Raw genomic sequence first — 24,793 nt, 5'->3', positions numbered from 1 at the left:
GCCGCGCCACAGCCCCGCCACAGCCGGTCCACAGGCGCGCCGAAGCCGGACCGCAGCCCGACACAGCCCGACACAGGCCGGACCCAACCCCGGTCGAACCCGGGCCAACCCCCGAAATCGGCCCCCGGCCCCGCCCGATTCGGGGTTTATCCGAGCGCCGCCCGGACAGGCGTCCCTCTTTCGGGCAAGGGTCTTTCGCATGGCGCCCGGTTGGCGACAATGGCAAGGGCACGGGATCTTGCCGATCTTCTCGGATCGGCCGATTTCCGCTGCTTCCCCCGTCCGTTTTCGTCGTCAGCACGTCTGCCCTGTCGGAAGGAATCCGCGCATGCCGTCCGAGTCGCGCAAGCCCCGCATGCGGCCTGTGCCGCTGTTGTTCGAGCCCTCGGTCCCCGAGCCGCCCGACGAACGCTTCTTCGACCTGGACGATCTGACCGATCCCCAGGAGGTGCTGACCCGCTCGACCGACCTGGCCGAGGCGTTCCGGGCGGCGGCCGACCGGGCGGTGGACTACCAGGCGATGGCCGCGGCGCGGATGGCCGACCCGAATCGGTTCGACCATCTGACGACGACTCAGGTCGCGGCGCGCGCGGGATGGGGCGAGGAGTACACGGCGAAGATGATCGAGCACGGCCGACAGCTGCTGCTGGAGCGCGGCGAGTAGCGGACGGTCGGGAACGCCGGCCGGAGGGGGCGGCCGGCGCTCGCGCGGGAGGACACCGAGCCGCGCGCCGCGGGAGCCGTACCCGTGCTCAGGGGGTCAGCGGCACCCGATGCCTGCCGAGTTCGGCCAGCACCGCCTGGTTCGCCTCCCAGCCGTCCGGGAAGGACACCGGCACGCCGAGGTGCACCGGGTTCGCGGTCGGATGCGCGTCGAGCAGTTCGGGGATACCCGCCCGGGCCACCACCAGGCACGCGTGCCGATGCCGGGAGGCCAGTACGCACAGCCGACCCGTCTCCAGGTGGAACTCGGTCGCGTCGCGCCGCCCGGACAGCGGATGCAGCACCACGGTCACGTCGAACTCGCGGCCCTGGAGCCGGTTCGCGGTGTCCACCACGATCTCCGTCGCGCCGAGGTCGCGCAGCGCCGACTCGACCCGGGCCCGCTGCTCGCGATGGCTGACCCCGATCGCGATCCGCGACGCGTCCAGCGGCACCCCGTCGGGAGTACGCTCGCCGACCGCCGTCCCGCCGCGCGCGAGCAGCCGGGCGGCCAGCGTGGCCACCGCCCGTACCGCCTCCTCGTCGGCCGCCCCCGTGAACCGCGCGGGCAACTCCAGCAAACCCCACCCGGACCCGGCCGCGACATCGACCACCGTGTCGTACGCGTCGTGCTCCCGCGCCGCCTCGAAGCGCAGCGAACGCTCGCCGGGGCCGGTCCCGGAGCGGAACGGGGTGAACGGATAGAACGCGTCCGACACCAGCGGCGCCGCACTCGCGGGCAGTCGCCAGGACACCGGCAGCCGGTGCACCGGCAGATCCGGGTTGTGCCGGCGGAGCACTACCACCGCGCTCTGCGACGGGTCGTAGCTCAGGCTGTGCCAGCGCGAGGTGTCCACGGTGGCGAACGGGTCGAGCTGGCCGGGATCACCCACGAACAACGCCCGGTCGAACAGTCGCGCGACCAGGAGCAGCGCGTCGGAGCGCATCTGGTACGCCTCGTCCACGATCGCCCACGGCCAGCGCCGGTCCTGGACCAGCGCCCACTTGGCGGCCGTGGCCACCACCACCGCGCAGGCGTCCAGTGCCTCGGCCTTCTCCGCGTTCGACACCGAGGTGCCCACCAGGGCGGGCGGCAGCCGGTAGCCGGTGGCGGACAACCGGCCCACGGCCAGCCGCGGGTGCTCCTCGGCGAGCCGGACCAGCAGGTCGTCGACCTGGTTGTTGGTCTGCGCGACGATCATCAACCGCTCGCCGGACGCGGCCAGTTCGCCGGCGGCGCGCACCACCAGGGTGGACTTGCCGGCGCCGGGCGGCGAGTCGACCACGACGCCGCGATGCGCCCCCGAGCCGAGGTCGGCGAGCACCGCGGCGGTCGCGGCGGCGGCGAGCGCGGCCGGGTCGCCCTGCGGGGCGCGGGCGTGCGCGGTCGTCACGACCACTCCTCCAACGCGTCGTCGTCCGGCTCGGATCCGGTCGCGGTTTCCGAGCCCGGCTCCGATTCCGGCTCGGGCGGCGGGCCGCCGTGCGTCCAGGGGGTGTCCTCGACGGCGGGCCAGTCGGGGCTGCGCCGGAACTCGGCGATCAGCGACGTCCAGCACAACACCTCGCCCCGCTCGGGCACGCTCCCCGGCTTGGGCGCCTTGCCGCCGCCCATCCCGCCGAACAACTCCAGCTCCATCCGGCCGGGTTCGTTGACCAGCACCCGGGCCTTCGCGTCGGGGCGCTCCACGCAGGCGAGTTCGGTACCGGGTCCGGACAGCGGCTCGTCCTCGGTACGAAAGACGAGCAACGGCCGGGGACGGGCGGTCTTCTTGCCCGGTTCGGTGACCATGCGCTCCGCGTCCACCGCGATCAGCTCGCCCCGGAATGCCTCGCCTGCCAGCCGCACGGCGGCCATCAACAGCGGGTCGTCGCGCACCTGTTCGGCGTCGAGCCGGGCCTGGGCCCGTTCCCGGCCCGCGAGTTGCGCGGCGGCCGAGATCGCGCCGGGCACCCTGGGCTGCGGACGCGACTCGGGGTCGGCCAGGTCGGCGGCAAAGAAGCTGTACGAGGCCCGGTCGGCCTCCCAGCGCCCGGCCACCGAGGCGCCCGCCGGCAGGGCGGCGAGCAGGTCCACGCCGCGCCACATGCGATCCCAGGTGGGCATCAACTCGGCGGCCAGCGCGTCCCGGATCGCCTGCTCGGCCCGCCGCTCGCGATCGGCGGCGTCCTCGTCCTCGTCCGACTCGCGCTCGGCGGCCACCGCCTCGTCGAACGCGGTGATCAGCGGCACGAGTCGTTCGTCGAACGCCGGATCGGTCGCCGGGCCCGCCGTCGGACCACCCTCCGCCTCCCGCGCCGCCTCGTCCCCGCGTCGACCGGCGGGCGGGTCGATCCAGGCCAGCAGCGAGGCCAGGTCGCCGTCCTCCATCGCGCTCTGCCCGGTCGCCCACGCCTGGGTGAGCAGGTCGGTCATCGCGAGCAGCACGCTCGATCCGGGTACACCGGCCCGATCCGCGAGCCAGGTACTCCACCGGCCGAGCAGCGGCACCCCGGCCGGCACCGCGAACTCGCCGTCGGTGCGCCGGAACCGGGTGGATCGGCCGAGCAGGCGCAGATACTCGATCCCGCCTGCGGTGGGCACCAGCACCTGCGGTGCGTCCAGGCTGCGCTCGTAGGGATCGTCGCCGCGGCGCTCGATCGTCTCGGTCTCGGCGGCGAACGCGTCCAGATAGGGCAGCAGTTGCCCGGCAAGCTCCGCCGCGTGCGCGAACCGGCGGTCGCGGTCGCGCGGTTGCGGTACGGCGAGCAGGTGCGGCCGGTCGCGATCGGTGCCGACCAGCGCGGCGAGCGGCGCGAACGCCTCACCCGCGAGCACATACGGCACCAGCACCACCGGACGCGCGGACAGGTGCCGGTGGCGCACCGTCGCCGCCGGCTGCGCGTGTCCGGTCGCGGCGGCGCGCAACCGGCCGAGCGCGGCGATCGTGCTCACCCGACACCGCCCAGTGCCTCGTGCCGCAGCGCCTGGGCGCGACGGAGCAGCCGGGCCACGTCCTCCTGGCCGGGCTCGGGAGCGCGAGTGCCGTCGGCGAGCGCCAGCGCGGTGCCGATGTCGTCGATGCCGCCGAGCGCGCCGCGTACCGAGGTGCCCAGCGTGCCCACGCCGCCGCCGGTGCCGCAACCACGGGCCTCGTCCCGGCAGAACAGCGCGAGTTCGCAGGCGGACAGGCAGTCGGGCAGGTAGGCGGCGGGCACCCGGGCGACGGCCGCGCCGACCCGCTCCTCGGCGACGTCGAAGGTCAGCCCCTCGGGGAGTTCGGCGAACAGTTCCTCGACCCCGGACAGCCGGGCCAACCGCCGCCGGGTGGTGGCCAGTTCGCGGCGTACGTCGAGTACCACGGCGATCGGGCGGTTGGCGAAGTCCTGGGCGCACACCAGCACGATGTCGGTGGACACCGACTCGGGGTCCAGGCCCAGTTCCTCGGCGAGCCCGCGCAGGGCGTGCACGTACACCGCCGCCTGTCGGGTGGCGGAGGCCAGCTTGCCCGGGTCGGCGGAGCCGTCGATGATCGCGAAGGACTTGATCTCCACCACGTGCAGTCGGCCGGCCACCCGGCAGGCCATCGCGTCGGGCTCCAGGTAGGCGCGCCGGCCGGCCACGTCGAGCGGGAGCAGCGGGTGGTCCAGGATCGCGCAGGCGTCCGGGTCGCCGCTCGCCGCGCGCAGGAGCGCCTCGCGGGTGCGGGCGACCCGCTCCTCGCGGCCGGGTCGGTCGCGTCGGCCGGTGGGACCCGTGGGGGCGTCCTCGTCGCGATCCACGTCCACCAGCGCGCCGGCGTCGGGGTCGGCGCCCAGGACCTCGGCGAGGAGGCGGCGCAGCTCCCGCCCGTCGTCGGCCTTGACCCGGGCTTCGAACACGTTGCCGCGCCCGATCGCGAACGGGGAGCGGCCGTAGCGGGCGGGGAAGCCGAGGCGTTCGGCCAGTACGGTCTTCTCGATGCCGGCCGCGTCCAGCACGCCGCGGCGGGCGCAGCCCGGGTTGGCCGCGAGGGCGGCCACCGTGCGGGCGTTGTGATTGCGGGTGGGCAGTTCGCCGCGCAACTGCTCCAGCCTGCCGGCCATCGCGCCGGTCGTACCCGTCGTGCGCATGTCTCGTGTACGGCTTTCGTCGTCGAACCGTCCGGTCCCGGGTCAGTGTGGACCATGCGACCGACAGGCGGAACTCAGCGCCGATCGCCGCGCCGCTCGACGCGCTGTTCCTCGGCCGAGGGCAGGGCCACGAAGCCGGTCTCGTCGGTGGGCGCGAGTTCGGAGAACGACGCCAGCGCCTCGTCGAGTTGCCGCACCGCGACCGAACTCTTGTACGGCTCCAGCTGTTTGCGGGTTTCCCGGACCCGGTCCATGCCCATCGAGTACCAGTGCATTCGCAACATGTCGATGGACTGGAACAGCCGGCCGCACGCCTCGTCCACGTCGCCCGCCTGGAAGGCCGCCTCGGCGAGGTCGGCGTACATCACCGCGCGCTGCTTGTCGCCGTTGGGCGGCAGGTTCTGCAGCGCGTCGTTGAGCGAGCCCTGGGCCTGGTCCATCCGGCGCGCGGTGAGCTCGGCCTTGCCGCGAAAGCCCCACAGCCGGGAGGCGTCGAAGAAGTCGAGCCAGGGCGGGGTGGGGGTGTTGTCGGGGTGGCACAGCAGGTCCTCGGCCCGGTCGAGGAGGTGCAGCCCGCGCTCGGGGGTGCCGCGCAGCGACTCGAACTCGGACTGCACCGCGTCGAACCAGGCGCGCATGACCGTCGGCGCATCGCGCGTAGCCGTCTTGCGGGCGAAGTCGAGGATGTCCGCCGCGGCCGTGGGGGCGGCGTCGAAGGCGGGGATGAAGGCGGTGTGCGCGAGTACGGCGGCGGCGAGCAGGGTGTCGTCCGCCTCGTTGGCGGCCCGGTAGGCGACCAGGTAGTGGTCCTGCGCGTCGTGCGGGCGGTTCAGGTCGAAGAAGGCCATCCGGCCGGCCAGCATCGCGGTCTCGGCGAGCGATGCGCCCAGGATCCGCCGGGCCCGGGCCGGGCCGGGGGCGGCGAGCAATTGGGTGCCCAGGCGCACGTGGGCGATCACCGAGGGGTAGGCGATGGCGGCGGGGGCGACCCAGTACATCTGCCGGTAGGTCCGGGTGAGCATCGCGTACTGGTCGGCGCCGACCACGGTCAGCTGGCCGGCCCGCGAGTGCAGCGGCACGGCCAGCGGGCCCGGGTCGGGGGTGTCGCGCAGGAGCTGGCGCAGCACGGCGGGGGTGGCGATCTCCAGGGACCGGGGCGGCTGCTCGACGGAGCGGGGGCCGATCACGCGCAGCGGTGGGCGGACCGGCAGGTCGCGGGGCCGGTCGCCCTCCAGCCGGCGGCCGTCGACGACGGTGGGGCCGTCCTCGAACGGCGGCGCCTGGGCCGGGACGGGCGCGAGGCCGGGCGGCGGCGCGATACCGGGCAGGGGCACCGGGCCGGGTGGGGGCGCGAGGCCGGGGGGCGGTACGGGCCCCGGCGGCGGCACCGGACCGGATCGCGGGGGCGGCACGTGGCGACCGGTCGGGGGCGGCGGGGTGCGGCCGGGGATGGCCGGCGGCGCGGTGCGACCGGGCGGCGCCGGGGGCGCGGTGCGGGCGGGCAGCGCCATCGCCCCCCCGAGCGGGCCGCCGCCGGGGGGAGGCGGTTGTCGGCGCACCCGGGCCTCGCCGTAGCCGGTCGGCTCCGAAAGCTCCGACGCCCACCCGGCCTCGCGGGCGGGCGCGGGCAGGCTCGGCGGCGCCGGTTGCTCGAGCACGGGCTGCGCCTCGGGGTAGCGGTCGGCATGCCCCTCGGCATAGCCCTCGCCGTACTCCGCCGTCAGCTCCGCCTGCCACGGCGGGGTGAACCCGAGATCGGTCAGCGGCCGCTCGAACAAAGCCTGCAGGACCTGCTGATAATCGGGGGTCGGCCAGGGCGGGTCGGCGCTTTCCCACCGGCGCACCTGCCGCACACTGACCCCGAGGCGGAGGCCGCACTCGAGCGCCTTCTTCTCGAACGCGTCGGCCAATTGTTGCTGGGAAACCCAGCCATGCGAGTGCCGCAGGGCCTTGAGCCGGACATTCCCGGACGAAGGACCGGCCCCCTGCCGCATGGCCATCGGCCCTCCCGGTTCACGCGTGCGGTGTGCTGTGCAGGCTGTGATGCCGACGGTACCCGCCGTGAGACCGGCCGGGGGACCTCTTTGCGGATGTCCGGAAAGCGGCGTCCTCCCCGTGTCCTCAAAGAAGTCCTTCGAGGGACCTTGCGCGCCCTCGATACGCTCCCTGCGCGCCCCCGGACCCGGTCGAGCCCGGTCCCCGGGTGTCGATTTTCGATCACCGCCGACCCCTGCTAATGTTTCCCACGCAACGCAAGCGCCGCTAGCTCAGTTGGTTAGAGCAGCTGACTCTTAATCAGCGGGTCCGGGGTTCGAGTCCCTGGCGGCGCACCGGAAGGTAGTTGTAGGGCAAGGGCGTTCTTCCCACGGGAAGGGCGCCCTTCGCCGTTCCCACCACCCGACGCCTCGGCCGACTGCCGACCCACCGCCTCCGCCGCCCTCTCGGGCCCGGTCGCGACTCCGGCCCCCGGCGAAGGCCGCCACCATCTCCGCGCCCTGCCGGTGCATTCGACGCGGACTCGATTATGGTCGTAACAAATCCCGGAATTCACCCGCCGCCCTTTGTGGGCGCCGCGTGTTCGGTGTCCGGCGCGATCGGAGTCTGCTCAGTCCTTCGAGGAGTTCGCACAGGAGAGCGACGTCGGCCTCGGGGAAGTCGATGGTCGTGCGCTTCCCGGCGGCGCTCTGTGGGAGTCGCTTGGCTATGTCGGTCAAGGAAAGATCGGCATAGACCACTTTGCTACCCGTTTTCGGAAAGAAGTGGCCGACCCGTTTGGCGAATTCGCCAACAAGGATGAGACCACGGCCACCCACCGCATCCACGGCTGCGCCCGTGCTCGACATGACGGGCGGGTTGAGCGAGGCATCCAGAGGCGGGAGCAGGTGACGGCGGTCGGGACGGCGGCAAGCCAGATATTGGCGACGTACTGAGGGCGCGTCCTGATCATGAGGTGACGGGCCGCCGTCCGGCCGTTTTGCGGGCGCCGGTCGCCTCGTTCGCCGACCACACGCGGCCGCCGATGATCTCCTGGATGAGTTCGCGCAGGATCGGTACGGGGTGGGGCTCGTGGAAGAGTTCGGCCACCTCCAGGACCACGACGTCCCGCACGCCGTCTTCAAGGCAGTGCGACGCCAGGGCGGTCCAGGTATTCGAGCTCGACGTCCCTCTTTCGAGGAAGACCTGTCCCAACTCGAAGCCTTCATCGTGCGCCAAGGTGGCCAGTTGCCTGCCGGCGTCGGTCACGGACCGGTTGTCCATGTCGGGGCAAACGCGCAGGTAGCCGTACATCAGGGGCTTCACAGTGCTCCCTTCTCAAGGTCGAGACAGCCCGAACGACGGTCGAATTCACGTCATGGGATGCCCCTGGTTGCGCGGCAGTGTCCGAAAAGCCACGCCACGTAACCGAGTGAATGTAGGAGGGTGGCAGGCGTGTCGGAGGGAACAACAGGGTCGACGGTCCCGCGCAGGCAACTCGGTCGGCATCTGCGTGAACTGCGCGGCCGGGCACGGCTGACAGTGCGGGCAGCGGCGGCGAAGTTGGAGTGGTCGGAACCGAAGATCCGGCGGATCGAGACTGGTCAGACCTCGCTGCGCAGCCTCGATGTCGAAGCCATGTGCAAGGTGTACGGCGCATCGGAGGAACCGACCGAAGGCTTGATGGGACTTGCCAAGGAGACGAAGGGGCGTGGCTGTGGCTGGTGGCACGCGTACGGCGACGTGATCCCCGAGTCCTTCGATCTGTACATCGGGCTGGAAGAAGCGCGGTGTCGTCGCTCGACTGGTACGAGTCGGATCTCGTCCCCGGGCTCTTCCAAACTGCCGACTACGCCAAGACGCTGATCAAGGAGAGCAACCCCGAACGCGACGAGGCCGAGGTCGAACGACGTGCTCATGTGTGCATCGAACGTCAGACGTTGCTCACCCGCGTAACGGCGGCACCCATGGTGGATGTCGTGCTGAGTGAGTCCGTCCTGCGGCGACCGGTGGGCGGCACGACGATCATGCGGGCGCAGTTGGAACGACTCGTCGAACTGGCGGAGTTGGACAACGTCGGGATCCGTATCGTGGCGTTTGGCGCGGGCCTGCACCACGGCGTCATGAGCGGCAGAGCGGCCCCACCCTTCTCTTCACCGGCGACGAGTGGCGCGCGTTCATCGAGGGCGCCAAGCACGGCGGGTTCGACGCGTCCTGACGATGGCATTCGGCGAACCGAGCAGCCCCGACTCGCGCCGGGTCGGGACTGCTCGCCGTCCACGAGCGCTCCGCGTTCGGCCCCGGGCCCGGCTATCGCTCTGTTGTGTTGTTGATTCGGGCTATGGCTGTGGGGAGTTCGTCGAGGGATTGCAGGCGTAGGTCGGCTACCGCGACCAGTTCCGGGTCGTCGGCGATCAGGTAGCCCCAGGGGCCTCGGCGGATGTGGGCGGTGCGTAGGCCCGCCTGGTGGGCCGGGCGGACGTCGTTGTCGAGGCGGTCGCCGACGTACAGGATTTCCTCGGCCGGGCACGGGCACTCGGCGACCAGGCGTTCGAAGAAGGCCGGCTCGGGTTTGCTGATGCCCCAGTCGTCGGAGGTGGCGAGCAGGTCCACGCCCAGTTCCAGGTCGCGCAGGATGATGCCGGCGTTCACCGTCTGGTTGCCGACCACGCCCAGCCACAGGCGCTGGTCGCGCAGTGCCTTGAGGCAGGGGCGGGTGTCGTTGTAGAGGTCTTCCTCGCCGAACCACTCGGGAAAGCCCGCCTCGGCGCGCGCGGCTCGCTCGACGGTCAGGTCGAAGCCGGGCCGAAAGCGCTGGAACACCTCGCGATAGTCGAGGCCCTGCGCGATCACCGCCCCGAAGGTGGCCGCGAAGGTGTGTCGGGGCACCCCGAGCCAGTCGGCCCACGTGCCGTATTCGCGCGATTCGTCGACCAGGGTCTCGCCCACGTCGAACACCACGGCGCTGATCCGCATTACCGCTCCCGCTGTCGTCGCCTGCCGGCCCCGTGTCCTGTGCCCGTGCGTCGAACCCCTTCGTCCGCCAGGCGAGAAATGGGCCTGTCAGGCCGAGCCCGATCGGATTCGTCCGCCGTTGTGACGACTTGTCCGATCGGCGTGCGCCCGATGGCGGAATCCTTGCCGCGCGCTTGGGCGTGGGGCCATCCAGAAGGTACCGCCTGCCCGCAGGTCCGGCGTCGTTCCGAGGTTGGATCCGGTGGATCTCGACCGAAATCGTTTTGTCCGTTACCTGACGATGGCGTCAGGCGACTTCTTTGTGGCCGGAATCGATCACCGCGACAGCGGAATCCGACCCGGGCCGGCGCATCGCCACCCCGCCCCGCAACCCGTCGAGCCCGCGCACCACCCACGGCGAGGCCAGCGCGCCCAGGCCCATCACGGCCAGGCCCGCGACCACGTCGGCGAGGTAGTGGTTCCCGGTACCGAGCACCACCACGATCACGAACAAGGGGTAGAGCACCGCCAGCCCGCGTACCACCCGGCCGCGCCCGTGCCGCCACACCTGCCACCCGCACCACGCCGCCCAGCCCACGTGCAGCGACGGCATCGCCGCGTACTCGTTGGTCATGTGCTCCATCCCGCGCGGCGCACTGGCCCCGCCGCCCCACCAGCCCCAGGACGCGAAGTGCGCCATGGTGTCGGTGAAGCCCTCGATCATCCGGGGCGGCGCGGTCGGGAAGAGCATGAAACCGGCCAGCGAGACCACCGTCGCCACGGCCAGCGTGGTGCGCGCGCCCCGGTACCGCTCGGGGCGACTGCGCCAGAGCCAGAGCAGGACCAGCGGCGTCACCACGTAGTGCAGCGTCGCGTACGCGTAGTCGCAGACCACGCCGATGAACACGTGGTTCGAGACGACCTGGTTGAGCATGCGCTCGGGGTCCAGGTGGCTCAGCGACTCCACGTGCAGTATTCGCTCGGCGTTGCGCACCGCGGCGTCGGCGTCGCCGCGGACCACGAGCCGGCTCAGCGAGTACACCTCGTACAGCACCGCGATCAGCAGCAACTCGGTCCACCAGCGCGGACGCAGGCGGACCTTGGCGGGGATTGACGACATCCACCCAGTTTGCAACACGCTCCGGTGCGGTACGGCACCGCGTCGGCGCAGCCGGCCGGCGCTCGCGGACGGGGGCCGACGACCGCCGCGCCGCGGCCCCGCCGGCCGCCGCGCCACAGGCCCAGCACCGCCCTGTCACCCGCTGGATCGGCACGCGCGGCCATTGATGACACGTGTCACACATGATAGAACGTGTTTCACTTTTCGGCGGACGCCGCCGACAGGGCGGGGACCGGGCGTCGGCAGGGACGTCCGGCGCCGCCGGTCGCAGTTCGCGACGTGGATACCGGAGGTTGTCGTGGCCGACTCCGACGAGGTCACCCGTCCGCAGACCAGCACGCGGGACCTGGCGACGGTGCACGATCAACTGCTGGTCTGGCTGGCCGGCCGACTGCCGGAGGGGGCCGAACCGGAGATCTCCGAGCTGCGCGCCCCGTCGGGCAACGGCATGTCGAGCGAGACACTGCTGTTCGACGCGACGTGGACCGAGGACGGCGAGCGCCGCACCGAACGCTGCGTGGTGCGGATGCGGCCCGCGATGGACGCCAAGCCGGTTTTCCCCAGCTACGACATGGACAAGCAGTTCGCGGTGATGACGCTGGTCGCCGAACGCTGCTCGATCCCGGTGCCCGCGCTGCTGTGGAACGAGCCGGACGAGGGACCGCTCGGCGCCCCGTTCTTCGTGATGCGCCGGGCCGAGGGCGTCGCGCCGCCCGACGTGATGCCGTACACGATCGACGGCTGGATGCTCGCGGCCACGCCCGAGCAGCGCCGCCGGCTCCAGGAGGAGTCGGTGGCCGTGGTGGCCGCGATCCACGGGATCGAGACCACGCCCGAGGAGATCGCCTTCCTCCAATACGACGGCGCCGGCGAGATCGCGCTGCGCAGGCACCTGGACGACCTGCGCGCGTTCTACGAGTGGGGCATCGAGGGACAGCGGGTGCCGCTCCTGGATCGCGCCTTCCAATGGCTGGAGGACAACTTCCCGGCCGAGGTCGGCCCGGACGTGATCAGCTGGGGCGATGCCCGGATCGGCAACATCCTCTACGTGGACTTCGTGCCGACCGCGGTCCTGGACTGGGAGATGGCCGCGGTGGGCCCGCGCGAGCTGGACCTGGCCTGGATGATCTTCATCCACGCGTTCTTCCAGGACATCGCCACCCGCTACGGGCTGCCCGGCCTTCCCGACTTCATGCGCACCGAGGACGTGTGCGCGCAGTACGAGAAGCTGACCGGCCACACGCCGCGTGACATGCGCTACTTCGAGATGTACGCGGCGGTGCGGCACGGCGCGGTGATGGCCCGCATCGCGCACCGCCAGTGGCACTTCGGCGAGCGCGAGCAGCCCGCCGACCTCGACGAGACGGTGCTGCACCGGGGGTTGATCGAGGCGATGCTGGCCGGCACGTACTGGGAGCGCGCGGCAGATAACTGACGCCCCATCACCACCACCCGCGCGCCCGTATCGCGGCAGGCGCGCTCCCCGGGCCCGGCGGGTGTGCGCTCCGACAAGATCCCGAGGGGTTAGGCTGGACTCTTCACATCATCCGCGACGGGCACATCTGACCCGTGCGGGTGATCGTGTGTGACGGGCGACATCACGCGGACACCGTCCGTGTTGTTGTCGGTAGCATGAATCACCGGGGGCGACTCCGGGGGTAGCTGCCGGAGGTGCCGCATGACGATCGGGGGACTCGACCCGCCGGCCGGGGCCGGTGTGCCCAAGGGTGCGCCGCGAGCCGAGGGTGACGTTCCGAGCCGGAGCATGTCCGACCGCGTCGGACGACTGTCCCGCCGGCCTGTCCAACAACCCATCCAACGACTGGGTCTGGCCGCGGTCACGTTCCTCACCGGAAGCCGTCGACGCACTCCGGACGCGGTCGAACCGCTGCTCCAGGTGCATCGTGTGCACCATCCGAAGGCCGATGTGACGGCCATTCAGGAGGCGTACGCGGTCGCCGAGTTGTCCCACCGCGGGCAGATGCGCAAGAGCGGCGAGCCGTACATCACGCACCCCCTCGCGGTGGCCACGATCCTGGCCGAGCTGGGCGCCGACACCACCACGCTGGTGGCCGCGCTGCTGCACGACACGGTCGAGGACACCGACCTGACCCTCGAAGAGGTGCGCGCGGCGTTCGGCGACGACGTCACCCATCTGGTCGACGGGGTGACCAAGCTGGAGCGGGTCGACCTGGGCGACCGGGCCGAGGCCGAGACGATGCGCAAGATCATCGTGGCCACCGGTCGGGACCTGCGGGTGACCGTGATCAAGCTGGCCGACCGGCTGCACAACATGCGCACGATCCGATATCGCCGCCGGGCCAGCCAGATCCGCACCGCCGAGGCCACGCAGGAGGTGTTCATCCCGCTCGCCGAGCGGTTGGGCATCCACGTGCTCAAGTCGGAGCTGGAGGACATCGTCTTCGCCACGCTCCGACCCGAGGAGCACGCCGCCACGGCCCGCACCGTCAGCGCCAGCCAGGCGGTCACCGACGAGGCCGTGTCGAAACTGTGTACGACGGTCAAACGCGCGCTGCGCGACGCCGGGATCGAGGCGGAGGTATCGCCGCGCGCGCGGCACCACGTATCCGTGCGCCGCGTACAAAAGCGGCGCGGACGCGAGGACCTGAGCCCGTTCGACCTCTCCCGGCTGATGATCGTGGTCGACGCCGACACCGACTGTTACGGCGCGCTCGGCGTACTGCACACCTGCTGGTCGCCGATCGCGGGCGAGTTCAAGGACTACATCGCGACCCCCAAGTTCAACCTGTACCAATCGCTGCACACCGCGATCACGCTGCCCGAGGGCGACAAGGTCGAGGTACTGATCCGCACCCGTCGTATGCATCGCCTGGCCGAGTTCGGCGTCGTGGCACACACCGGCAAAGCCGAGGCCGGGCCGGACGCCCCCGAGCAGCTCGCGTGGCTGCACCGGCTGCTCGCCTGGCAGGGCGGCATCCCCGACGCACACGTCTTCTGGAGCTCGCTGACCGCCGACCTGTCGGCGGACCGCGAGCTCCTGGTCTTCACCACCGGGGGACGCCCGCTCACCCTGCCGGCGGGCTCCACGTGTGTGGACGCGGCCTACGCGATCGACGAGCAGACCGGCCACCGATGTATCGGCGCGCAGATCAACGGCCGCCTGGTGGCGCTGAGTTCGGTCCTGGCGGACGGCGAGACGGTGTCCATCATCACCGCTCCGCCCGGCGCGGCGGCACCGTCGAAGGAATGGCTCTCGTTCGTCCGCAGCCCGCTGGCCCGGGTGGCGATCGAAGCCTGGCTGGCCAAGTATCCGAACGGCATCGAGGGCCGGATGGATCCGCTGCTCGCCCCGCCGCTCGGCAACCTGGCCGCCGCGGGCGAGGCCGCGCCGACCCTCCCGGCGAGCCGCCCGGAGTCGGCCGGCGTGCCCGACGAGGCCGCCGCCCAGGCCCCCGCCCGAACCCGACGGGCCCCCTCCGACCCCGGCGAGGCCGTGGTCAGCGTGCCGGGCTCGCCCGGAGCGCCGGTCCGCCTGGCCCGCTGCTGCACCCCGGTCCCACCGGACGAGCTCGCGGGCTTCGTGATCCGCGGCGGCACGGTCGCGGTACACCGGGCCGACTGCACCAACGTCCAGCAGATGCGCCGCGCCGGCCGCGACGTGGTCGCCGCGTCCTGGCTGCCGCACCAGGCCGACCAGGGCTACCGGGTCACCCTGCAACTGGAGGCCCTGGACCGCCCCCGCCTCCTCGCCGACGTCACCGCCGCGATCGACGCGGAGGGCGCCGACATCACCTCGGCCTCGATCGCGCCGCCGCAGCAGATGCGCGTCCGGCAGACCTACACGATCCGCCTGGCCGACCTGGCCACCCTCCCGAAGCTGCTCCGGGCACTGCGCCGGGTGCAGGGCGTCTACGACGTCTACCGGGCGAGGCCGCGCGTACACCCGAGGGTGGCGGACCGACCCTAGGGTCGGTCCGATCCGCCGGGCAGGTCCTGGGACCGGTCCGATCCGCCGGGCAGGTCCTGGCTCGGCCGGTTGCGTTCGGGCTCGGCGCCGGGCTCCGCCACGTCGCCGCGCAGGACGTCGTTGAAGCGGGCCAAGTGGTCCGCGAGCGCGCCCAGTTCCTCCTTGGGCCAGGAGGCGAACCGTTCCGCCATCACCGCGAGGCTGCGCCGGCGCGCGTCGGCGAGCCGCAACCGGCCGGCCTCGGTGACGGTGATCAGGTGCGATCGGCGATTGGTCGGGTCGGTGGCCCTGGCGATCAGCAGGGCCTCCTCCAGGGAGGTCAACTGCCGACTGATCGTGGTCTTGTCCAGGCTCAACAGGCAGGCCAGTTCCTTGCCGGTCGAGGTGCCGCGCTCCTCCAGGAGGGCGAGCAGATGAAACTCCGCCTGGGTGATCCCCGCGGCCTGGAGCGGAGGAGCCATCAACAGCCGAATCAACCGGGTCGCGGCACCGACCTCACGGACCACTCGCCGCTCAACGCTGTCCGACATCGCCTTGCTCCTCATCACCGCGCACCCTGAATGTGCGCCAAGCGTGCCGGAAACGGTTGCAAAACACAACAAGCTGCGCCGGGTGGGGGATGGGGGCCTAGGACGGGGCGCGGAGCGGGTCGGGGGTCCCGGGGTGGGAGTGGGGCGTGAGGTGGGCGAGACGGGGTGCCGGGATGGCGAGGTGGGCGGGGGTGTTGCTGGGGCGTGGGGTGGGCGGAGTGGTGCTGGGGGCGTTGGGTGGGTGAGGTGCGGTGCCGGGGTCGTGGGGTGGGCGAGACGGGTAGCCGGAGTCGTGTCGGCGGCGGTGCTTTTTGTTGGGCGCTTCGCGCCGGCTCGCGAGGGGCCGCTTTTCTGCTCCCCCGCTTCGCTCCTCCGCAGAAAAGCGGCCCCTCGCTCGGGGCTGTGCGCCCCTCCGCTTCGCTCCGGGTCACCCAGCCCGAACTTCGCGGCTCCGCCGCTCTCCGCGCTGCGCGCGTCGATCCCGGGGACGGCCCGGGTCGTGGACGCTGACGCGCCACGGGGGTGGCGGTCGGGACGCCCGGCCCCCGACACGACGCGGACCACTCCCGAGTCGGCCACGGCCGCGACACGGTCCCTCCCCGGCGACCCGAGCCGTCGGCGCAACCCCGTCGGCGCGTTAGCGCCCCCGACCCGGGCCGCCCGCGTGATCGACGCGCGCAGCGCGGAGAGCGGCGGAGCCGCAGAGTTTGGGCCGGATGGCCCGGAGCGAAGCGGAGGGACAGCCGGCCCCGAGCGAGGGACCGCCTTTTTCTCGGAGGAGCGAAGCGGGGGAGAGAAAAAAGTGGTCCCTCGCGAGCCGGCGCGAAGCGCCCAATAAGAAGTACCGCCGCCGACACGACCCCGCGCACCCGCCCGCCACGGCCGCGACCCACGCTTCGCGAGCCGGCGCGGAGCGCCCAACAAGAAGCATCACCCCCGTCGCGCCGTCACCCCCGTCGCGCCACCGCCGCGACTCCGCCCCACCCGCCCCCCACAACCCACCCCCCGCGCAAGCGCGCGGAGCGCCCAGTAAAGGTGATCATGTCGATTGCCAGGGTTCCCGCGATGCGATCTCCGCATTAGCGTTGATGCGCTCCCAACCCCCGGTACCAGTCGCTCGCAGTGTGCAGGAGGTGGACCCACCGGATGCTGGATCGGACACAGGCCCTGGCCGAACTGACCGGACCCGAATCGGCCTACGCGATCGAGGAGGTCGTCCACGACGGCATTCCCTGGCGGGTGCTGAGCAAGGCCCCGCCGACGCTGCGCGCGGTCTTCGAGGGCCTGATCGGCCACGGCGACCGGGACGCGCTGGTCTACCAGAGCGAGCGGATCTCCTACGCCGAACAACACCGCCTCGTCGCCCACCTGGCCCGACATCTGGCCGACGAGTACGGCGTGCGGCGGGGCGACCGGGTGGCCGTCGCGATGCGCAACCGGATCGAATGGCCGCTCGCGTTCTGGGCGATCCAGGTGCTCGGCGCGATCGCGGTGCCGCTGAACGCGTGGTGGACCGTCGACGAACTCCGCTTCGCCCTGGAGGACTCCGGCACCACGGTCCTGATCTGCGACGACGAGCGGGCCGAGCTGATCCGGGGGCGGCCGAACGGCCCGCTGCCCACCCTAGTGGCCGGCCTCGACGGGCCGCCGGCGGCCGGCGAGGCGGACCTGGCGGCGCTACTGCGCGGGTTCACCGGCGAGTGCGCGCTGCCGGACGGCGGCCCGGAGCCGTTCGACGACGCGACCGTCATCTACACCTCCGGCACCACCGGACGCCCCAAGGGCGCGGTCGCCACCCACCACAATCACACCACCAACCTGCACACGATGGAGCTGACCAGGGCCGTCGCTCTGGCCCGGGCCGGCCTGCCCACGGCCGAGTTGGCCAAGGGCCCGGCCGCGCCCGACGGGTCCCCGGCCGGCCCGGCCGCGCCGGGCAGCCTGCAGGTCTACCCGTTCTTCCACATCGCCGGCCTGTCCGGCCTGTACATCGGCGCCGCCCAAGGCGCCAAGTTGTGCCTGATGCACCACTGGGACACCGCCACCGCGCTCGAACTGATCGAGACCGAGCGGCTGTCGACCGCCAACATGGTGCCCACGCTGCTGCGCCGGCTGGTCGAGTCGCCGCTGCGCGCCGGGCGCGACCTGTCCAGTCTGACCAGCCTGGGCATGGGCGGCTCGCCGGTGCCGCCGGACCTGGTCGGCCTGGTGGGCGGCATGTCCGGCAACACGATCGTCCCGCTGAACGCCTACGGGATGACCGAGACGACCTGCGTGGTGGTGGTCAACTCGGGCGACGACTACTACGAACACCCGGACAGCGTCGGGCATCCGGTACCGGTCGCGGATCTGCGGGTGGCCGACCCGCTGACCGGGGAGGAACTGCCGATCGGCCGCACGGGCGAGATCCGGGTGCGCGGCCCGCACGTGGTCCGGGGTTATTGGAATCGGCCCCGGGAGAGCGAGGAGGCATTCCCCGATGGGTGGTTCCGCACCGGCGACCTCGGCTACGTCGACACCGACGGGCGGCTGTACGTGGTCGACCGGCTCAAGGACGTGATCATCCGAGGCGGCGAGAACGTCTACTCGGCCGAGGTCGAGGCGATCCTGTTCGAGCACCCGGCGATCTCCGAGGTGGCCGTGGTCGGGGTGCCGCACCACGACCTGGGCGAGGAGGTCGCCGCGGTGGTGAGGCTGCACGTGCCCGGCGCGGCGAGCGCCGCCGAACTGCGCGGGCACGTGGCGCGCCGGCTCGCCGCGTTCAAGGTGCCCACGGTGGTCCGCTTCACCGAACGGGCGCTGCCGCGCAACGCGGTCGGGAAGGTGCTGAAGCGCGAACTGCGGGACATGCTGGCGCTGTGACGGACGACGGCCGCGGGCGACTCCGGGAAGGCCCGCGCCCGCCCCGGCCTCCGCCGTCCGGTCAGGACCCGTCGCGGGCCAGGGCCGCGCCCTGGTCGCCGTGGCCGTCGAGCCGGTGCTCCCAGAAGGTGAGTTCGTCCCACAACTCGATCACCAGCTGGTGCTCGGCGCCCAGCACCCGGATCACGTCGGAGATCAGCGTGCGCAGCTGATGCACCGCGGTCATGAAGTTGCCCGCCTCACCCTCGCGGCGGGCCCGTTCGTGCCGGATCTGCAGGGTCTCGATGTGGTCGGTGCCCATCACCCGCACCTGGTCCGGCAGCAGGTTCCGGAGCAGCTTGGCAGCCTCCGCCGGCCGACCCGCAGCCGCCGTCCAGTGCGCCCGCCGCCGCCGCGCCCGCAGCGTGCGCGGGTCGAGCGCGCCGCGCAGCGGGCCGCTGTCCGAGATCACCTCGCGCAGCAGCCGCATCGCCGCCGTCGGATCGCCGTCCCGGCCGAGCCGGTCCGCCAACTGCTCGCGCATCCGCAGGGTCTCCGGGTGGTCGTGGCCGAACGCCCGGACCTGCCGCCCGATCTCGTCCCGCAGCGCCTGGATCGAATCGTTCGCCCGCACCGGCCTCGGCCCGGTCGGCGGCGGCGGCACCAGTCGCACCGGCTGGTCCACGGTCGGCTGCGGGTCGATCGTCGTGACCGACTCCGGCGCCGGCACCCCCCACGGCTGCGGCGCGAGGTTGCGCGGCGGCTTGACGGACAGGTCGTCCAGCCGATCCCGCACCTCCGCCGCGTTCGCCGGCCGATTCTCCGGCCGCTTGCTGAGCAGTGCCAGGACCAGGGCGGCCAGGTCCTCGGGCACCTCCAGCCGGGAGTTGCGCACCGACTCGGGTGGCTTCTCCAGGTGGGCGTGCATCGTCGAGTGCGGGTGGTCCAGACCGAACGGCGGCGTGCCGGTGAGCATTTCGTGCAGCACACAGCCCACGCCGTACAGGTCGGTGCGGCCGTCGACCGTTTCGCCGCGGATCTGCTCGGGCGCCATGTACGCCGGGGTGCCGATCATGCTGCCGGGCAGGGTGATGCCCGCGCGTGAGGATTCCTTCTGCATGTAGCGTGCTATGCCGAAGTCGAGCACCTTGACCACCCCGCGCGAGGTGACCATGACGTTCGCGGGCTTGATGTCGCGGTGCAGTACGTCGCCCGAGTGGGCGACGTCGAGCGCGTCGCACAGCTGGATCGCCCAGCCGATCACGTGGCCGATCGGCAACCACGCGCCGTCCGCGACGAGTTGGGCCAGGGTGCGGCCGGTGATCAGCTCCATCGCCAGGTACATGACCTTGCCGTCGGTCTCCCGCATGTCGGCGGATGCGGCGCCGAGCGCGGAGGTCACCTGCGCGTCGTGCAGCGTCTCGGCGTCGTGGTCGAACACCCGCGTCGCGACGTCGCCCGGCCGCTGCGCGATCGTCGGCGCGGCGTTCTCCGGGCCGACGGGGGGCGGCTTCCTGGGGTGGGTGCGGTTCGGTTCGCCGGGGTGCCGGATCACCTGCTTGAGGCCGCGGTCGTGCACCACGATGATGTTGGGCGAGGAGAGCCGGCCGAGGATCAGCGCCTCCTGGCCGAAGCGGTCCATGCTGTTGGATCCGCCGAAGGACTCCTTGAGCACCTTGACCGCGACGAAGCGCTGCATCTTGCGATCCCAGGCCCGCCATACGGTTGCGTTGCCGCCCGAGCCGAGCTTTTCGTCCAGCCGATACCGGCTGCCGAGCCACAACCGAGCCACCGCAAACGCCTCCCCGTACGCGCCCTGTGGATGTGATTGTTTCGTAGCAGCGTCCGTGGGGGGAACCGTATGCGACATCGCCTCGGGGACGGGGCCCGGGTCCCGCCGGGTTCCGCGCGGTCGTCGCCGGTCGGCGTGGGGCGCGGACGAGCCCGCCTTCGATCGTACGGGCCCACTACCGTCGGCGGCATGACCGAGATCGTTGTCGTGAACTCGCCCGACGAGGCCCCGCGGGAGTGGGACGCGAGCGTCTTTCTGGCCGGACCCACGCCGCGCGCCGCGCACGTCGCCTCCTGGCGCCCGGCCGCGTTGAAGCTGATCCGCGAGCGGTGGCGTGGGCCGGGCCGGCTCGTGGTGTTCGTGCCCGAACCCGCCGACGGGCACTCGTGGCCCTCGCACCGGGTGCAGCGGGACTGGGAGTTGCGCAACCTCGACCGCAGCGACCGGGTGCTGTTCTGGATCCCGCGCGATCTGCGCGACCTGCCGGGGCTCACCACCAACGACGAGTGGGGCTGGCTCAAGGACTCGGGCCGCGCGGTCCTGGGCACCCCGCCCGACGCGCCGCAGGTGCGCTACCAGCGGGCCTACGCGCTCGGCCACGACGTGCCGCTCCGGGACACCCTGGCGGCGACGATCGACACCGTGCTCGACGCGCTCGGCGCCGGTGCGGCGCGGGCGGACGGCGAACTGGACATCCCGTTGGACGTGTGGCGGACCCGGGCCTTCGCCGACTGGTACGCGGCCCAGCGGGCGGCCGGCAACACGCTGCTGGGCGGCCGGATCGTGTGGGTGTGGCGGCACGGCGCCGAGACGTGGTTGTGGGCGGCGCACGTACGGGTCGCGATCGCCGCCGAGGCGGACCGGGTCAAGGACAACGAGGTCGTGCTCGGTCGCCCGGACGTGGCGGCGGTGGTGCTGTACCGGCGGGCCGAGCCGGTCGCGGCGAGCACCGTGGTGCTGGTGCGCGAATTCCGCTCGGCGGCGCGCACCGGGGACGGTTTTGTCCACGAGGTGCCCGGCGGCAGCGGGTACACGGCCGAGGACGGCCGCGCCGAGGTCGGCCAGGAAACCGGTCTGGTACTGGCGCCCGAGCGGTTGCGCCCGCACGGCTCGCGGCAACTCGCCGCGACGCTGGCCGCGCATCACGCGCACGTGTGGTCGGCCGAGCTGACCGAGGCCGAACTGGCCCGGCTGCGCGACGTCCCCGGTCCACATGGTGTGGCCGGGGACGGGGAGCGCACCGAGGTCGAGATCACGACGTACGGCGAACTGCTGCGTGACGGGCGCGTCGACTGGTCGACGCTGGGGATGCTGGCGGCCGTGCTGGCCGCCGCCGAGGATCAGCGGTAGTTGCCGAGACCCGTGCAGGGGGCGTGTCGCTCGACGAGGCAAACAGTGTCGTCGATCGTCATCAACCGGCCGCCGACGATCTCCGGGGTGCGGAAAACCGGAGTCTGCAGGGTGACGAGCGAGCGCGGGCTGAGCGCCGCGACATACGGCTCGCCACAACGGGTGCACATCGCGGGGGCGGTGAGGGTCTTCAGCATGGTGCTTCCTCCGTGACTGGTGACGTTAACCTTCCGTTCACCTTCGGTTCGGCCTCCAGTTTCCTTCTTGGATCCGTAAATGTCAACTGTGTTGGCCTACGGAGGTGGCCGTACATATGGCATCCTGACGATGTGGATCACAAGGATGTCGACGGCACGGACCCCGAAGCCGCCGAAGAGGGCCTGGTCAGGGCCGCGAAGGCCTACCGAAGGACCGAGAAGGCGCACGAGGAGGCGCGTCAAGAACTCAAGCGGGCGGCGATCCGGGCGATAGTCGCGGGGGTCAAGCAGTCCGAGGTGGCCAAGGTCACCGGCTGGACACGTGAATACCTGCGACGGCTGAAGAAGGACCGCTAGGGACCGCGCTCAGGCGACCGCCGGGACCTGCGCTCAGGCGTTGTCGAGGTCGGCCGGGTTCTCGAAGCCGGGCAGGCCGGCCGGGTCGGTCGCGCCGCCGAACGCGCACAATACGTGGCGCTCGACGATGTACGTGGTGCCCGACGCGTTGAACACCTGCCCCGACACGGGGGCGTCGATCCGGGAGAGGTAGCGCCGCTGGGTGGGGATCAGCTGGGCGATGTACGGCTCGTTGCAGCGGGTGCAGGTGGCCGGCGTCGCGGTCGGCGAGGCCGAGGCGTAGCGGTCCAGGGCGATGACGAGCCGGTCGGCCAGGTGCGCGGCGGTGCGCTGGGTGGTGGCGACCCGCTCCGGATCGCCCGCCTCGCGGGACTCGGCGCAGGCCCGGAGAGCGTCGCCGATCCGGCGCAGCGCCACCTTGTGGAACGGCGGTGCCTGCGCGGACAGCGCGTCCGCGCGGTCGGCGATCGAACCGGCGGAACCGGCGAACGCGGGGTGCCGCTGGGCACCCTCGGCGCCGAGGGCCGAGACATCGGCGGCGAGGCCGCGCAGAGCGGCCACGTGCTCGGGCGTCAGGCTCATGGTGTGCCGTTCCTTTCTGCCGTCCGACTGGGAGGCAACTCCGTTCGATGGGAGGCAACCCGTCCATAGTGGACAGACTCGACCGGCAAACGCCATGGAATGTGATGATCAGCACGTTGTTGCCCGGTTTGTCAGAGTTTGCCGAGCGGTAAACCCGGCCGGCGCCGGCGTGCGCTGTGGCGATCCGAAGACGAAACCGTTATGCAATGGCTGGAAAGAACCCCTTGTTGGCGGTCGAGCGAGGGGAGGAGAGTCACGATCACGTCGTTCTAGGGGGATGTATGCGCACTGTGAAAGTCGGACTGCTCGTGGTGATGCTGACGTGCGCCGTCGGCGCCTGTGGGAGCGGGGACGACGGTTTCGGCGGCCTGGGGGTGAACAAGACGCAGAGCGCGAGCGGCCCGAGCCCGTCGGGGGAGGAGAGCTCCACCGCGCGCGCCACGGACGACACCTCGCCGACGCCCACCGCCGGCCGACCCACCACGACGCGTCCGCGCACCACCGCGCCGGGCACCCCGACGTCGGGCACCTCCGCGGGCAGCGGCGGTGACTGGTCGTCGTCGTATTCGACCAGTTTCCTCAACGGTTGCCTCAGCACCTCGAACAACAACACCCGCTACTGCCAGTGCACGCTGACCGAGCTGCAGGGCAAGTACAGCCAGGCGCAGATGAGCGCGTTCGACCAGGAGTACGCGCGCACCAACAAACTGCCCGACGAGTTGCAGAGCACCGTGCAGAAGTGCCTGAACACCGGGTGACGGAGTCGGCCGGACGCGTCACCGCCGCCCCGTCGGGCGGCGGTGACGGTCTCGTCAGTGTGGGATCTCGTCGATGAGGGTCCGGGCGCCCATGGCGAGCAGTTCGCCGGCGACCGCGGCGCCGAGCTTGTCCGGCTCCGAGCCGTGGTCGGTGGCCTCCAGGAGATCCGCGCCGTCGGTGGAATACACCGCGGCGTGCAGGGTCAGGCCGGTGTCGGAGTCGGTGCAGTGGGCCGCGATCGGGCTGTGGCAGTGGCCGCGCAGCTCGCGCAGCAGGGCCCGCTCGGCGGTGACGCAGGCCCGGGTGCACGCGTCGTCCAGGGTCCGCGCGGCGGCCACGGTCGCCGCGTCGTCGACTCGGCACTGCAGCGCCAGCACCCCCGCGCCGATCGCCGGCAACATCTGAGTGGTGGTCAGGACCTGGGCCACGCGCCGCTGTTCGCCGATCCGCTCCAGGCCCGCGACGGCCAGGATCAGCGCGTCGAACTCGCCCGCGTCCAGCTTGGCCAGCCGACTGTTGGCCGAGCCGCGGATCGGCACCGGGGTCAGCCCCGGGTGGCGGCGCCGCAGTTGCGCCGCGCGGCGCACCGAGCTGGTGCCCACCCGGGCGCCGGACGGCAGGTCGGCCAGGCGCGCGCCGACCACGCAGTCGTGTACGTCGTCGCGGGGCAGGTAGGCGGCGATGGTCAGCCCGTCGGGCAGCGGCACGTCGCCCGGGATGTCCTTGAGGCAGTGCACGACCAGGTCCACCTCCCCGTCGAGCTGCGCGCGGTCGAGTTCCTTGACGAACGCGCCCTTGCCGCCGAGCCGGGCCAGGCTCCCGCCCCAGCGGTCGCCGCTGGTGGACAGCGGCACGATCGTGGGTTCGTGCGGTTGTCCGGACAGCAGGGCGGCGACGAGCCGGGCCTGCGCGAGGGCCATGGGGGAGGACCGGGTTCCGATGCGGAGCTGCATACGCGACACGCTAGCGCGTGTCTTCAAACCCCCGTCGGGCTCCGCGGCGTTCGGTGCCGTGCATCGGCGTGCCGGAGAAGCAGGTGCATAGTGGTTCTATTCGCCTGCTTCTCCGGGGCGGCGAGGTGCGGTGCCGGGCGTCGTGGAGCTCGGCGGGGGTTCGAAGACACGCGCTAGGGCCGTGGCGGCCGGGCGGTCGAATTTCGGCGAAGTCCGGTACCTCGCAGGGGGGATGTGCGACTGCGGGGGTCGGCCCGCCAGTCGTTCGGACCAGTCGCCGTGTCCTTCGGGTGTGGTGCGGCGTTGGGCAGGCACGGCTCGTCGGCGTTCGACGGACACCGGACCTGGAGACAAGGAAACCGCCCCATGCAGCGCATCGTTCGCGGCCTTCTGGTCAGTACGGCCGTCATCGCGGCCCCCGTCGTCGGCGCGACCGTGGCGGTGGCCGTGCCGGCCGGTGCCGAGACGCACACGGTTCGGGCCGACACGATCGAGACGGTGAGCGGGCTCTGTGGCAACGAGGCCGGCGCGCTCGCGTTCATCAACCCGACCTTCGGCCAGCGCTGCTGAGGCGGGACCCGACCGCGCGGCGCCGGCGGTGTCCCGATCCGACCCGGTGGGCGGATCGGGACACCGCCGT

22 protein-coding genes and 1 tRNA gene are annotated in these 24,793 nt (G+C 72.1%); 11 read left to right on the top strand and 12 right to left on the bottom strand.

Features of this window, described 5'->3' with window-relative positions:
- Positions 1-328: 328 nt before the first annotated feature.
- Positions 329-664, top strand: coding sequence for a hypothetical protein (locus tag ACH4XV_RS14810; protein WP_395789691.1), 336 nt, complete (start codon positions 329-331; stop codon positions 662-664).
- 88 nt (positions 665-752) lie between these two features.
- Here the strand turns inward: ACH4XV_RS14810 and ACH4XV_RS14805 are convergent, their stop codons facing one another.
- The 4 genes from ACH4XV_RS14805 to ACH4XV_RS14790 form a co-directional block, all read right to left on the bottom strand.
- On the bottom strand, positions 753-2,096 hold the full coding sequence (locus ACH4XV_RS14805; RefSeq protein ID WP_395789689.1) for a helicase: 1,344 nt from the start codon (positions 2,094-2,096) through the stop codon (positions 753-755).
- Positions 2,093-3,637, bottom strand: coding sequence for a hypothetical protein (locus ACH4XV_RS14800; protein ID WP_395789687.1), 1,545 nt, complete (start codon positions 3,635-3,637; stop codon positions 2,093-2,095). The genes ACH4XV_RS14805 and ACH4XV_RS14800 overlap by 4 nt, the downstream gene beginning before the upstream one ends.
- Positions 3,634-4,767, bottom strand: a complete 1,134-nt coding sequence (locus ACH4XV_RS14795) for a hypothetical protein (RefSeq protein WP_395789685.1) — start codon at positions 4,765-4,767, stop codon at positions 3,634-3,636. Before ACH4XV_RS14795 ends, ACH4XV_RS14800 begins: the two co-directional genes overlap by 4 nt.
- A gap of 101 nt (positions 4,768-4,868) precedes the next feature.
- The gene (locus ACH4XV_RS14790; protein WP_395789683.1) at positions 4,869-6,794 is read right to left on the bottom strand and encodes a hypothetical protein; all 1,926 of its coding nucleotides are present in this window, start codon (positions 6,792-6,794) and stop codon (positions 4,869-4,871) included.
- A 256-nt stretch (positions 6,795-7,050) separates the two neighbouring features.
- On the opposite strand from ACH4XV_RS14790, the gene ACH4XV_RS14785 reads away from it, so the two are divergent.
- A tRNA-Lys gene (locus ACH4XV_RS14785) sits at positions 7,051-7,124 on the top strand.
- Positions 7,125-7,737: 613 nt separating this feature from the next.
- Here ACH4XV_RS14785 and ACH4XV_RS14780 read toward each other — a convergent pair.
- Positions 7,738-8,094 carry a hypothetical protein gene (locus ACH4XV_RS14780; RefSeq protein WP_395789681.1) on the bottom strand — a complete coding sequence of 119 codons (357 nt, stop codon included), beginning with the start codon at positions 8,092-8,094 and terminating at the stop codon, positions 7,738-7,740.
- A 120-nt stretch (positions 8,095-8,214) separates the two neighbouring features.
- Between ACH4XV_RS14780 and ACH4XV_RS14775 the strand changes: the two genes are divergently transcribed.
- Both ACH4XV_RS14775 and ACH4XV_RS14770 read left to right on the top strand, forming a co-directional pair.
- Positions 8,215-8,634: a helix-turn-helix domain-containing protein gene (locus ACH4XV_RS14775; RefSeq protein WP_395789679.1), complete on the top strand. Its 420-nt coding sequence runs from the start codon at positions 8,215-8,217 to the stop codon at positions 8,632-8,634.
- Positions 8,559-9,101: a DUF5753 domain-containing protein gene (locus ACH4XV_RS14770; RefSeq protein WP_395789677.1), complete on the top strand. Its 543-nt coding sequence runs from the start codon at positions 8,559-8,561 to the stop codon at positions 9,099-9,101. The genes ACH4XV_RS14775 and ACH4XV_RS14770 overlap by 76 nt, the downstream gene beginning before the upstream one ends.
- Here ACH4XV_RS14770 and ACH4XV_RS14765 read toward each other — a convergent pair.
- Both ACH4XV_RS14765 and ACH4XV_RS14760 read right to left on the bottom strand, forming a co-directional pair.
- Positions 9,079-9,744: an HAD family hydrolase gene (locus ACH4XV_RS14765; RefSeq protein ID WP_395789675.1), complete on the bottom strand. Its 666-nt coding sequence runs from the start codon at positions 9,742-9,744 to the stop codon at positions 9,079-9,081. The two genes, ACH4XV_RS14770 and ACH4XV_RS14765, sit on opposite strands and share 23 nt — an antisense overlap.
- A gap of 286 nt (positions 9,745-10,030) precedes the next feature.
- Positions 10,031-10,843: a phosphatase PAP2 family protein gene (locus ACH4XV_RS14760; RefSeq protein ID WP_395789673.1), complete on the bottom strand. Its 813-nt coding sequence runs from the start codon at positions 10,841-10,843 to the stop codon at positions 10,031-10,033.
- Positions 10,844-11,141: 298 nt separating this feature from the next.
- On the opposite strand from ACH4XV_RS14760, the gene ACH4XV_RS14755 reads away from it, so the two are divergent.
- Complete coding sequence (locus tag ACH4XV_RS14755; protein ID WP_395789671.1) at positions 11,142-12,278, top strand: phosphotransferase family protein; 1,137 nt, start codon at positions 11,142-11,144, stop codon at positions 12,276-12,278.
- A 243-nt stretch (positions 12,279-12,521) separates the two neighbouring features.
- Entirely contained in the window at positions 12,522-14,792 is a 2,271-nt protein-coding gene (locus ACH4XV_RS14750) for a RelA/SpoT family protein (RefSeq protein WP_395789669.1), read from the top strand.
- Here the strand turns inward: ACH4XV_RS14750 and ACH4XV_RS14745 are convergent.
- Positions 14,789-15,322: a MarR family winged helix-turn-helix transcriptional regulator gene (locus ACH4XV_RS14745; RefSeq protein ID WP_395789667.1), complete on the bottom strand. Its 534-nt coding sequence runs from the start codon at positions 15,320-15,322 to the stop codon at positions 14,789-14,791. The genes ACH4XV_RS14750 and ACH4XV_RS14745 overlap by 4 nt on opposite strands.
- A gap of 1,146 nt (positions 15,323-16,468) precedes the next feature.
- Here ACH4XV_RS14745 and ACH4XV_RS14740 point away from each other — a divergent pair.
- Complete coding sequence (locus ACH4XV_RS14740) at positions 16,469-18,184, top strand: class I adenylate-forming enzyme family protein (RefSeq protein ID WP_395789665.1); 1,716 nt, start codon at positions 16,469-16,471, stop codon at positions 18,182-18,184.
- Between the two features lie 61 nt (positions 18,185-18,245).
- Here the strand turns inward: ACH4XV_RS14740 and ACH4XV_RS14735 are convergent, their stop codons facing one another.
- The gene (locus ACH4XV_RS14735; protein WP_395789663.1) at positions 18,246-19,955 is read right to left on the bottom strand and encodes a protein kinase; all 1,710 of its coding nucleotides are present in this window, start codon (positions 19,953-19,955) and stop codon (positions 18,246-18,248) included.
- Positions 19,956-20,144: 189 nt separating this feature from the next.
- Between ACH4XV_RS14735 and ACH4XV_RS14730 the strand changes: the two genes are divergently transcribed.
- Positions 20,145-21,305, top strand: coding sequence for a nucleoside 2-deoxyribosyltransferase domain-containing protein (locus tag ACH4XV_RS14730; protein ID WP_395789661.1), 1,161 nt, complete (start codon positions 20,145-20,147; stop codon positions 21,303-21,305).
- Here the strand turns inward: ACH4XV_RS14730 and ACH4XV_RS14725 are convergent.
- Positions 21,296-21,502, bottom strand: a complete 207-nt coding sequence (locus tag ACH4XV_RS14725; protein WP_126642557.1) for a hypothetical protein — start codon at positions 21,500-21,502, stop codon at positions 21,296-21,298. The two genes, ACH4XV_RS14730 and ACH4XV_RS14725, sit on opposite strands and share 10 nt — an antisense overlap.
- 132 nt (positions 21,503-21,634) lie before the next feature.
- Here ACH4XV_RS14725 and ACH4XV_RS14720 point away from each other — a divergent pair, with 132 nt between their 5' ends.
- A complete protein-coding gene (locus ACH4XV_RS14720) occupies positions 21,635-21,859 on the top strand; it encodes a hypothetical protein (RefSeq protein WP_395789659.1) in 225 nt (74 codons plus the stop codon).
- 33 nt (positions 21,860-21,892) lie between these two features.
- Here the strand turns inward: ACH4XV_RS14720 and ACH4XV_RS14715 are convergent, their stop codons facing one another.
- The gene (locus tag ACH4XV_RS14715; RefSeq protein ID WP_380028952.1) at positions 21,893-22,441 is read right to left on the bottom strand and encodes a hypothetical protein; all 549 of its coding nucleotides are present in this window, start codon (positions 22,439-22,441) and stop codon (positions 21,893-21,895) included.
- 281 nt (positions 22,442-22,722) lie between these two features.
- Here ACH4XV_RS14715 and ACH4XV_RS14710 point away from each other — a divergent pair, with 281 nt between their 5' ends.
- Positions 22,723-23,199, top strand: a complete 477-nt coding sequence (locus ACH4XV_RS14710; protein WP_395789657.1) for a hypothetical protein — start codon at positions 22,723-22,725, stop codon at positions 23,197-23,199.
- A 54-nt stretch (positions 23,200-23,253) separates the two neighbouring features.
- On the opposite strand, the gene hemC is transcribed toward ACH4XV_RS14710, so the two are convergent.
- A complete protein-coding gene (hemC, locus tag ACH4XV_RS14705) occupies positions 23,254-24,153 on the bottom strand; it encodes a hydroxymethylbilane synthase (protein WP_395789655.1) in 900 nt (299 codons plus the stop codon).
- A 366-nt stretch (positions 24,154-24,519) separates the two neighbouring features.
- On the opposite strand from hemC, the gene ACH4XV_RS14700 reads away from it, so the two are divergent.
- Positions 24,520-24,723: a hypothetical protein gene (locus ACH4XV_RS14700; RefSeq protein ID WP_380002839.1), complete on the top strand. Its 204-nt coding sequence runs from the start codon at positions 24,520-24,522 to the stop codon at positions 24,721-24,723.
- Positions 24,724-24,793: the final 70 nt, after the last annotated feature.

Source organism: Embleya sp. NPDC020630 (genome assembly GCF_044334985.1).
Taxonomy (GTDB): Bacteria; Actinomycetota; Actinomycetes; order Streptomycetales; family Streptomycetaceae; genus Embleya.
Note: the sequence above shows the minus strand (reverse complement) of the source record. Positions and strands in the feature narration are given on the sequence as shown.

Excerpts from the sequence above, each read along its gene's own strand:
- ACH4XV_RS14810 (WP_395789691.1), top strand. The coding sequence starts at position 329 with ATGCCGTCCGAGTCGCGCAAGCCCCGCATGCGGCCTGTGCCGCTGTTG.
- ACH4XV_RS14795 (WP_395789685.1), bottom strand. The coding sequence starts at position 4,767 with ATGGCCGGCAGGCTGGAGCAGTTGCGCGGCGAACTGCCCACCCGCAAT.
- ACH4XV_RS14790 (WP_395789683.1), bottom strand. The coding sequence starts at position 6,794 with ATGGCCATGCGGCAGGGGGCCGGTCCTTCGTCCGGGAATGTCCGGCTC.
- ACH4XV_RS14765 (WP_395789675.1), bottom strand. The coding sequence starts at position 9,744 with ATGCGGATCAGCGCCGTGGTGTTCGACGTGGGCGAGACCCTGGTCGAC.
- ACH4XV_RS14760 (WP_395789673.1), bottom strand. The coding sequence starts at position 10,843 with ATGTCGTCAATCCCCGCCAAGGTCCGCCTGCGTCCGCGCTGGTGGACC.
- ACH4XV_RS14750 (WP_395789669.1), top strand. The coding sequence starts at position 12,522 with ATGACGATCGGGGGACTCGACCCGCCGGCCGGGGCCGGTGTGCCCAAG.
- ACH4XV_RS14745 (WP_395789667.1), bottom strand. The coding sequence starts at position 15,322 with ATGTCGGACAGCGTTGAGCGGCGAGTGGTCCGTGAGGTCGGTGCCGCG.
- ACH4XV_RS14740 (WP_395789665.1), top strand. The coding sequence starts at position 16,469 with ATGCTGGATCGGACACAGGCCCTGGCCGAACTGACCGGACCCGAATCG.
- ACH4XV_RS14730 (WP_395789661.1), top strand. The coding sequence starts at position 20,145 with ATGACCGAGATCGTTGTCGTGAACTCGCCCGACGAGGCCCCGCGGGAG.
- ACH4XV_RS14725 (WP_126642557.1), bottom strand. The coding sequence starts at position 21,502 with ATGCTGAAGACCCTCACCGCCCCCGCGATGTGCACCCGTTGTGGCGAG.
- ACH4XV_RS14715 (WP_380028952.1), bottom strand. The coding sequence starts at position 22,441 with ATGAGCCTGACGCCCGAGCACGTGGCCGCTCTGCGCGGCCTCGCCGCC.
- ACH4XV_RS14710 (WP_395789657.1), top strand. The coding sequence starts at position 22,723 with ATGCGCACTGTGAAAGTCGGACTGCTCGTGGTGATGCTGACGTGCGCC.
- hemC (WP_395789655.1), bottom strand. The coding sequence starts at position 24,153 with ATGCAGCTCCGCATCGGAACCCGGTCCTCCCCCATGGCCCTCGCGCAG.
- ACH4XV_RS14700 (WP_380002839.1), top strand. The coding sequence starts at position 24,520 with ATGCAGCGCATCGTTCGCGGCCTTCTGGTCAGTACGGCCGTCATCGCG.